The 8,579-nt window shown below is 63.8% G+C and carries 8 protein-coding genes; 6 read left to right on the forward strand and 2 right to left on the reverse strand.

Going from position 1 to position 8,579, the window contains the following annotated elements:
• Window positions 1-254 (forward strand): dihydrodipicolinate synthase family protein (locus tag A2J03_RS15765; RefSeq protein ID WP_197480808.1); only part of this gene is annotated, 254 nt, incomplete at its 5' end.
• A complete protein-coding gene (locus A2J03_RS15770) occupies window positions 251-2,077 on the forward strand; it encodes a ribonuclease J (RefSeq protein ID WP_231912554.1) in 1,827 nt (608 codons plus the stop codon). The genes A2J03_RS15765 and A2J03_RS15770, both read left to right, overlap by 4 nt.
• 32 nt (window positions 2,078-2,109) lie before the next feature.
• Here A2J03_RS15770 and A2J03_RS15775 read toward each other — a convergent pair whose 3' ends face one another.
• Window positions 2,110-2,889, reverse strand: a complete 780-nt coding sequence (locus A2J03_RS15775; protein ID WP_068375701.1) for a sulfite exporter TauE/SafE family protein — start codon at window positions 2,887-2,889, stop codon at window positions 2,110-2,112.
• A gap of 61 nt (window positions 2,890-2,950) precedes the next feature.
• On the opposite strand from A2J03_RS15775, the gene A2J03_RS15780 reads away from it, so the two are divergent.
• Complete coding sequence (locus A2J03_RS15780) at window positions 2,951-3,574, forward strand: TIGR03085 family metal-binding protein (RefSeq protein ID WP_068375703.1); 624 nt, start codon at window positions 2,951-2,953, stop codon at window positions 3,572-3,574.
• Between the two features lie 46 nt (window positions 3,575-3,620).
• Here A2J03_RS15780 and A2J03_RS31705 read toward each other — a convergent pair whose 3' ends face one another.
• Entirely contained in the window at window positions 3,621-3,863 is a 243-nt protein-coding gene (locus tag A2J03_RS31705; RefSeq protein WP_068375705.1) for a hypothetical protein, read from the reverse strand.
• On the opposite strand from A2J03_RS31705, the gene A2J03_RS15790 reads away from it, so the two are divergent.
• From A2J03_RS15790 to A2J03_RS15800, 3 genes are all read left to right on the forward strand, one after another.
• Window positions 3,862-6,297: an FtsK/SpoIIIE family DNA translocase gene (locus A2J03_RS15790; RefSeq protein WP_068375707.1), complete on the forward strand. Its 2,436-nt coding sequence runs from the start codon at window positions 3,862-3,864 to the stop codon at window positions 6,295-6,297. The genes A2J03_RS31705 and A2J03_RS15790 overlap by 2 nt on opposite strands.
• 200 nt (window positions 6,298-6,497) lie before the next feature.
• Window positions 6,498-7,910, forward strand: a complete 1,413-nt coding sequence (locus A2J03_RS15795; protein WP_068375708.1) for a hemolysin family protein — start codon at window positions 6,498-6,500, stop codon at window positions 7,908-7,910.
• Window positions 7,910-8,579 (forward strand): CNNM domain-containing protein (locus tag A2J03_RS15800; RefSeq protein WP_156520414.1); only part of this gene is annotated, 670 nt, incomplete at its 3' end. The genes A2J03_RS15795 and A2J03_RS15800, both read left to right, overlap by 1 nt.

Here is an 8,579-nt window from a genome sequence, read left to right on the forward strand (position 1 = left end):
TCGTACCTGCCCGTCTGCGCGAACTCCACACGGCATTCATGACGGGCGACATCGCGCGCGCCCAGGCGATCAACGTCAGTCTCATCCCCGTCACCAGGTCGGTAGCCCGCCTCGGTGGCGTCAGTGCGTCCAAGGCAGGGCTACGCCTCATCGGCTTCGACGTCGGTGAACCCAGACTTCCCCAGGTGCCACCGAGCATCGACCAAATCGAATTGCTCGCAGCTGACCTGCGAGCAGCAGGAGTCCTTGTATGAGTAGACCAGCACGATCACGCGGCCGCGCCACCCGAAGCGCAGGACCTCCGGCCGACAAGCCCGCACAGACTTCGAAGCCCGTCGTGCAGAATTCCGCGCGTACGCAACGCCCGGACACCCGTACAGAGTTCGATCCGACGGACAGGCTCGGCACCCCACCGAAGGCCCCATTCAAGGGTCTGCGGATCGTTGCTCTCGGCGGAATCGGCGAAATCGGCCGGAACATGACGGTTTTCGAGCATCAAGGCAAGCTCTTGATCGTCGACTGCGGCGTCCTCTTTCCCGAGGATCAGCAACCTGGCGTCGACCTGATTCTTCCCGATTTCCGGCACATCGAGAACCGGATGGGAGATGTCGAGGCCGTCGTTCTCACCCACGGTCACGAGGATCACATCGGGGCTGTCCCGTTCTTGTTGCGTCTGCGACCGGACGTCCCGGTCATCGGGTCGAAGTTCACCCTTGCCCTCGTGGCGGCCAAGTGCCGCGAGCATCGCCTGCGGCCCAACCTGGTCGAGGTCATCGAGGGCCAGAAGACAACTCACGGCCCGTTCGAGTGCGAGTACTTCGCTGTCAACCACTCGATTCCGGACGCGCTCGCAATTGCAATTCGCACCGAAGCAGGCCTGACGCTGCACACCGGCGACATCAAGCTCGACCAACTGCCGCTCGACGGTCGCCTCACCGACCTCGCGGGCTTCTCGCGACTCGGCGACGAGGGAGTAGATCTATTTCTCGTCGACTCCACGAACGCCGAGGTACCGGGGTTCGTCACGCCCGAGCGTGAGATCGGTGGAGTTCTCGACACCGTGATCGGCAAGGCGAAGCAACGTGTCATCGTTGCGTCGTTCGCGAGCCATGTTCACCGCATCCAGCAGGTCATCGACGTCGCGGAGCGGTACAACCGGCGTGTGGCGTTCGTCGGGCGATCCATGGTCCGCAACATGCAGATCGCGCAGGATCTGGGATACCTCCGTGTGCCCGCGGGGCTGGAGGTCAACGTCGACACCGCAGCGACGCTGCCGGACGACCGACTCGTGTTGATCTCCACCGGTTCTCAGGGCGAACCCCTGTCGGCCCTGTCCCGGATGGCTCGCGGCGAACACCGTCAGATCAACATCAAGGCAAACGATCTGGTGGTTCTGGCGTCGTCGCTCATTCCCGGCAACGAGAACTCTGTGTTCGCCGTCGTCAACGGTCTCGCCAAGAGAGGTGCAACCGTCGTCACCCAGCAGAACGCGAAGGTGCACGTCTCCGGACACGCGTCCGCTGGTGAACTGCTGTACCTGTACAACGCAGTCAGGCCCACCAACGCGATGCCTGTGCACGGCGAATGGCGTCATCTTCGTGCGAATGCCGCTCTGGCGAAGGCCACGGGCGTTGCCGAGGACCGCGTCGTTCTGGCCGAGGACGGCGTCGTCGTCGACATGGTCGACGGGCTGGCACGCATCGTGGGGCAGGTACCGGTCGGTCACGTCTATGTCGACGGGCTCTCCGTCGGCGACGTCGGCGACTCCACGCTGTCCGACCGCTTGGTCCTCGGTGAAGGCGGCTTCATCGCTATCACCATCGCCGTGGACTCCACGACCGGCCGGGCTGTTGCTGCTCCCGAGGTCTCGGGCCGCGGGTTCTCCGACGATCCTGCGGCGCTCAAAGAGGCGGGTCAGCTGGTCGAGGCAGAACTGCAGAGACTGGCATCAGACGGAGTCACCGACACCCATCGAATTGCGCAGGCAGTTCGTCGTGTCGTCGGCCGCTGGGTCGCCGACAAGTACCGTCGCAAGCCGATGATCGTGCCGACCGTGATGGCGGTCGGACAGAAGTAGATGTCCTGCTGGCCTGATACGTCGACCCAGTGTCAGGCCAGCAGTCGCCAGAGGCCTATCAGGCCGATGACGACGATGGTGATACGTAGCGCCCACGGCGACAGTTTTCTGCCGTAGCGAGCGCCGACCGAACCACCGAACAATGATCCGGCAGCGATCAATCCTGCAGCTGCCCAGCTGATGTCGTGGAACGCGACAATCGTGAAGGTAGCTGCCGCAACCACGTTCACGATGAGCGACAGCAGGTTCTTGGCTGCGTTCATCCGCTGCATCGAGTCCGGAAGCAGTACGCCCATGACACCGATCAGCAGAATTCCCTGCGCTGCAGTGAAATAGCCGCCGTACACACCGACTGCGAACGTGCCGAACGTCAGCAAGGTCAGTTTCGTCCGACTGATGTGGTCGACGGCAACACCAGCCGCTTCCGAACGGCGCTTGGCCCAGACCTGGATTCGCGGTTGTAGGACAACCAGAATGAGCGCGCCGATCAACAGGAACGGAACCACCATCGAGAAGACCGACTCGGGAAGGTGGCGAAGCAGCCAGGCGCCGAGCAGTGCGCCGGCGAAGGACGCCGGCATCTGCCACTTCAGTCGTGGCCATTGGCCGCGCAGTTCCTTGCGGTAGCCCCAGGTTCCGGACACACTGCCCGCGACGAGTCCGATGGCATTGGACATCGTCGCGACGACCGGGGGGTAGCCGAACGCGATCAGAGTCGGAAACGTGATGAGGGTTCCCGACCCGACGACGGCATTGATGGCGCCTGCACCGAACCCTGCAACGAGAATGACGAGAATTTCTGAGATCGGCACCGATCCGAGATTACGGAAGGCAGCAGGCGCCGCGTGCGCGGGGCACGTACCGTGGATCGATGTGACCCTTGCACAGGACGAACGCGCACAATTGGTACTCACCCTCACCGCGGTGGGGGAGACCGCCCCGACTTTGTGCGGAGACTGGACCGCCAAAGACCTAGCTGCGCATCTGGTGGTCCGCGAACGCCGGTTGGATGCAGCACCGGGGATTCTGCTGCCCTTTCTGGCTGGATATACCGAAAGGGTGCAGAAAGACGTCGCGACCGCACCGTACGACGAACTCGTCGCCACAATCGCCGGAGGCCCGCCGATCTGGTCGCCCTTCAAGCTCCTCGATCCGCTGATCAACGTCGGCGAAATGTTCGTCCATCATGAGGACCTGCGTAGGGCTCGGCCGGATTGGTCGTCGCGGATGCTGTCGGTCGACATGGAGAACAGACTCTGGTCGATCGCCGGGCTGATCGGCAGACGTGCGTATCGAGGATCGCCCGTCGGGGTGGTGTTGGAGAGTCTGGACGGACGGACGACAACGGTGCGCAAGGCGGGCGGGAGGCGGGTTGTTCTGACCGGGAGGCCGTCGGAGCTGCTCTTGCACGCATTCGGACGGAGCGCCGTCGACCTCGATCCGTCAGGCGATCCCGACGACGTCATCGCTGTTCAGAGCCTCGACCGCAGCTTTTGACCCCTTGTTACTCGTGTTGCGGATGGTTTTGAAGGTGCCATTGCGACTAACCTGAGGGAATGGCAGGAAAGACCAGCACCCGAAGTTCGACCTCGCGTGCTTCGGGGGGATCGAGTAAGTCTTCCGGAGGGCGAACCGCACGCACGGTGACCACGCCGAAGAAGCCGACGGCACCGCGCAAGGCTCCCGCGCGCAGCGGCGCATCGAGCCGGACAGCATCGGGCCGTCCGGCGTCGAGCCGCGCGGCATCTGCTCGGCGGCCCGCGAAGAAGAAGACCGGCAGTGTCATGTCCGCGTTCGGCCGCGGAGTGTCTTCCACCTGGTCGATGGCGGCCAAGGGTGTCGGCGCGACCACTCGGACCGTGAGCAAAGCCGCCGATATCGAGCACGGTCACCGACGCGACGGGATCGCGCTCGGGCTCATCGCCGTCAGTGCCATCGTCGCCGCAGCGGTGTGGTTCAGTGCAGGAGGTCCCGTCGGCGAATGGATCGAGATCGCGGTGCGAGCTGTGGTCGGTGACGCCGGCTACCTCGTTCCAGTTCTCGGTGTGGCGCTCGCGGTCATTCTGATGCGATCCGAACCCAATCCGGAGATTCGGCCGCGCCTCGTGCTCGGGTCGATTCTGGTCGCGTTACCGGTTCTCGGTCTGTGGCACATGGCAGCAGGCTTCCCGGGGGACGGAGAAGGTCGTGCCACCGGCGGCGGTTTCGTCGGCTATGTCGCGGGCGGACCGATCGCTGACGGCGTGACGGTCTGGCTTGCCGTTCCTCTTCTGCTGCTGGCAGGTCTGTTCGGCGTCCTGTTGCTGACCGGTACGACGGTGCGTGACATCCCGGACCGTCTTCGCGCGTTGTTCGGTACCGACAGTCGCGGCGACGAATACCGCGACTACGACCCGGAAGACTACGGTTCGGAGTTCGGCGAGGACGGGTACGGCGACTACGACGCCGACGGTTTCGATGCGGACGGCTACCCTGTGCACGCCGCAAGTGCGGATCCGTACGACAACTACCCGACCGAGGAGTACATCCCGGTCAAGAAGCCTCGAGCGCGCAAGAGCTCCCCGGTCGAAGAGCCCACCGAGGTCATTGCACCTGCGGCCGCACCTGTTGCTGCGGCACCGGCGCCCACCCCGCCGCGCCCGAAGCCCAAGCCGGTCGTCAAGGCTGCCGAGCCCAAAGCCGCAGCAGAAGAAGACAAGATCGTCGTCGACCGGGTGGTCGACGGCGACTACACGTTGCCCTCGTTGTCACTGCTGATCGACGGGGATCCGCCCAAGACTCGCAGCCAAGCGAACGACGCGATGATCGAAGCGATTTCCGAAGTCCTCGACCAGTTCAAGATCGATGCCGCGGTCACCGGGTTCACCCGCGGGCCGACAGTGACGCGCTACGAGGTCGAATTGGGGCCGGGTGTCAAGGTCGAGAAGATCACCGCGCTCGCGCGCAACATCGCCTATGCGGTCGCGACGGACAACGTCCGACTTCTCGCGCCGATTCCCGGCAAGTCCGCGGTCGGTATCGAGGTGCCCAACTCGGACCGCGAGATGGTCCGCCTCGCCGATGTGCTGACTGCCCCGTCGACCAGGAAGGATCACCACCCTCTCGTCATCGGTCTCGGCAAGGACATCGAAGGCGACTTCGTCAGCGCCAACCTCGCGAAGATGCCGCACCTGCTGGTTGCCGGTTCCACCGGCTCGGGCAAGTCGAGTTTCGTGAACTCCATGCTCGTCTCGTTGCTCGCACGCGCGACGCCGGACGAAGTTCGGATGATCCTGATCGACCCGAAGATGGTGGAGCTGACGCCTTACGAGGGTATTCCGCACCTGATCACCCCGATCATCACGCAGCCGAAGAAGGCTGCGGCTGCGCTCGCGTGGCTCGTGGAGGAAATGGAACAGCGCTACCAGGACATGCAGGTCAACAAGGTCCGGCACGTCGACGACTTCAACAAGAAGGTTCGATCCGGCGAGATCACTGCACCTCTCGGTAGTGAACGCGTCTACCGTCCCTACCCGTACATCCTGGCAATCGTCGACGAGCTGGCCGACCTGATGATGACGGCCCCACGCGACGTCGAGGACGCGATCGTTCGCATCACCCAGAAAGCGCGAGCAGCGGGAATCCACCTCGTCCTCGCGACGCAGCGTCCGTCGGTGGACGTCGTGACCGGTCTGATCAAGACGAACGTGCCGTCGCGTCTGGCTTTCGCGACGTCCTCGCTGACCGACTCGCGCGTCATTCTCGACCAGGGTGGCGCCGAGAAGCTGATCGGTATGGGCGACGCCTTGTTCCTGCCCATGGGTGCGGGCAAGCCGACCCGCCTGCAGGGTGCGTTCATCACCGACGAGGAGATCTCGGCTGTCGTCGATTTCGCCAAGAACCAGGCTGAGCCCGACTACAACGAGACGGTCACCGCGGCGAAAGCGTCGGAGAAGAAGGACGTCGATCCGGACATCGGCGACGACCTCGACGTGCTGCTGCAAGCTGTCGAACTAGTGGTCTCGAGTCAGTTCGGATCGACCTCGATGCTGCAACGAAAGCTCCGCGTCGGCTTCGCCAAGGCCGGCAGGCTCATGGACCTGATGGAGAACCGAGGTGTGGTGGGACCGAGCGAGGGCTCCAAAGCACGCGAGGTGCTGATCAAGCCCGATGAGCTGGACGGGCTGCTGTGGTCGATCCGCGGCGGCGATCCGGACGAGGCTCCGTCGGACGACGAGTAGCGAAGCTCCGCCGCCCGTGTGCGAACAGGACGATGTGGGACACGCAGGACGCGGAAGTAGGCAATAATCGGTGCCAGGCGATTGCCCCGTTCTCGACGAGTTGTGGAGCGTGAGAAGACCCTGATGGGTAGATCCTCCGACAGACCCGGGCCATCGGACGAGGGTGCCGGTCGGTGTCCTGAGATGAGGAGACCGGCGCGATGACAACGGCGTTCGTCGTGTTGTTGCTGGGAATCATCGTCATCCTGGCTATCATCGCCGCGAACGGTTACTTTGTAGCGCAAGAGTTTTCGTTCATGTCGGTTGATCGCATCAAGCTCGAGACGCGCGCCGAAGCTGGTGATGCGTCGGCACAGCGGGCATTGAAGGTGACGCGGCGGACCTCGTTCATGCTGTCGGGTGCCCAGTTGGGTATCACCGTCACCGGTCTGCTCGTGGGCTACGTCGCCGAGCCGTTGGTCGGAGAGTCGCTGGGCACTCTACTGGGTGGGGTCGGTGTGCCTATGGCGGTGAGCGTATCGATTGGAACCGTTCTTGCACTGGTCGTGGCAACCGTGGTGCAGATGATCTTCGGTGAGCTGTACCCGAAGAACCTGGCCATTGCCAGCCCCGAGCGGATGGCGCGCGGTCTCGCGCGGTCTACGTCGATCTACCTCACGGTGTTCGGCTGGTTGATCGTGGTGTTCGACCAGTCGGCGAACGTGTTCCTCAGAATGCTCGGCGTCAAGCCGGTCCACGATCTCGACACCACGGCAACAGCGCAGGATCTGGGGCGAATCGTCGCGGACGCCCGGGACAGCGGCGACCTTCCGGAACGACTGTCGGTTCTCATCGATCGCATTCTGGACTTTCCGGATCGGACGGTGGAGCACGCGATGATTCCGCGGGCACAGACGAACGTGGTGTCGCCTGGTACCGCTGTCGGTGACGTTCGCGCGCTCATGGCCAAGGGGCATACGCGGTACCCGGTGGTCTCCGAAGTTCAGGAGCCCCTCGGTGTCATCGAGCTGGCCGACCTGTTGCGTCATCGCGTCGATGCCGACACGGTGGTCGAGGACCTCATGCGGCCGCCGCTGGTTCTTCCCTCTCTGATGTCGTTGCCGGATGCGTTGGCCAACCTGAGCCGGGCCCGTACTCAACTTGCGTGTGTCGTCGACGAATACGGCGGTTTCGCCGGCGTGCTGACCGTGGAAGATCTGTCCGAGGAGTTGGTCGGCGAGCTGACCGACGAACACGATGTCGAGCCGTTCTCGGTCATCGCAGCAGATGAGGACCACACGTGGCGGGTCGATGGTGATGTGCACATCGACGAGGTCGAGCGATCGCTCGGACTTCGACTTCCCCATGGTGACTACGAAACCATTGCCGGTCTGGCGATTTTCGCCACCGGCGAACTGCCGCACGTCGGTCAGAGTGTGCGTATCGAGCTACCCATGGACCCCCGCGAACTGGTGACCGATCATCCGCGGCGACGAGCCCTCGACATCGAGGTGCTCGAGCTCTCACGTCATGTTCCGAGCGAACTCGTCGTGCGTCTGGTCGACCTCGATGAGGACCCCATGCCGCCCCCTGACGGAATCCGCGCCGAGACCGGCAAGGCGAGGGAGGCGTGATGGGAAACGTTGTGCTCATTGTGGCGGTCACCGCTGCGTTGATCGTGCTCAGTGCATTCTTCGTCGTCATCGAATTCGCCTTGCTCGGGTCCCGTCCGCATCGTCTCGAAGTGGAGGCGACAACTAGCCGATCCGCCCGCGCCGCACTGCGAGGCGTCCACGAGCTGACGCTCATGCTCGCAGGTGCCCAGCTGGGAATCACCGCGTGTACGTTCGCGCTCGGGGCGGTGACCAAGCCTGCTGTCGATGAATGGCTCGGCCCAGCCTTCGCTTCGTGGGGAGCGCCGGCCCAGTTGGCAGGCAGTGCAGCTTTCGTCTTGTCGCTGCTTCTGGTGACCTTCCTGCATCTGGTCATAGGCGAAATGGCCCCGAAGTCATGGGCCATCGCACATCCGGAGTTCGCGGCCAAGCTCATCGGACAGCCATCCCGGGCATTCATCTGGGTGTTCCGGCCGTTGCTGATATGGGTAAACGCCATGGCCAATCGGCTTGTCGCGGCCAGTGGGGTCACGCCCGTCGAGCGGGCCGCGGTGGGGGGCCAGGACGTCGACACCATTCGTCATCTCGTCGAGCGTTCTGCCTCGGTCGGTGCCCTGGACGCGTCATTTCGCACACAACTGTCCGAAGTTCTCGACCTCGAGCACCTGACGGTGGGCTCCCTGGTCGCCG

This window comes from Rhodococcus sp. EPR-157 (genome assembly GCF_001647195.1).
Classification (GTDB): Bacteria; Actinomycetota; Actinomycetes; order Mycobacteriales; family Mycobacteriaceae; genus Rhodococcoides.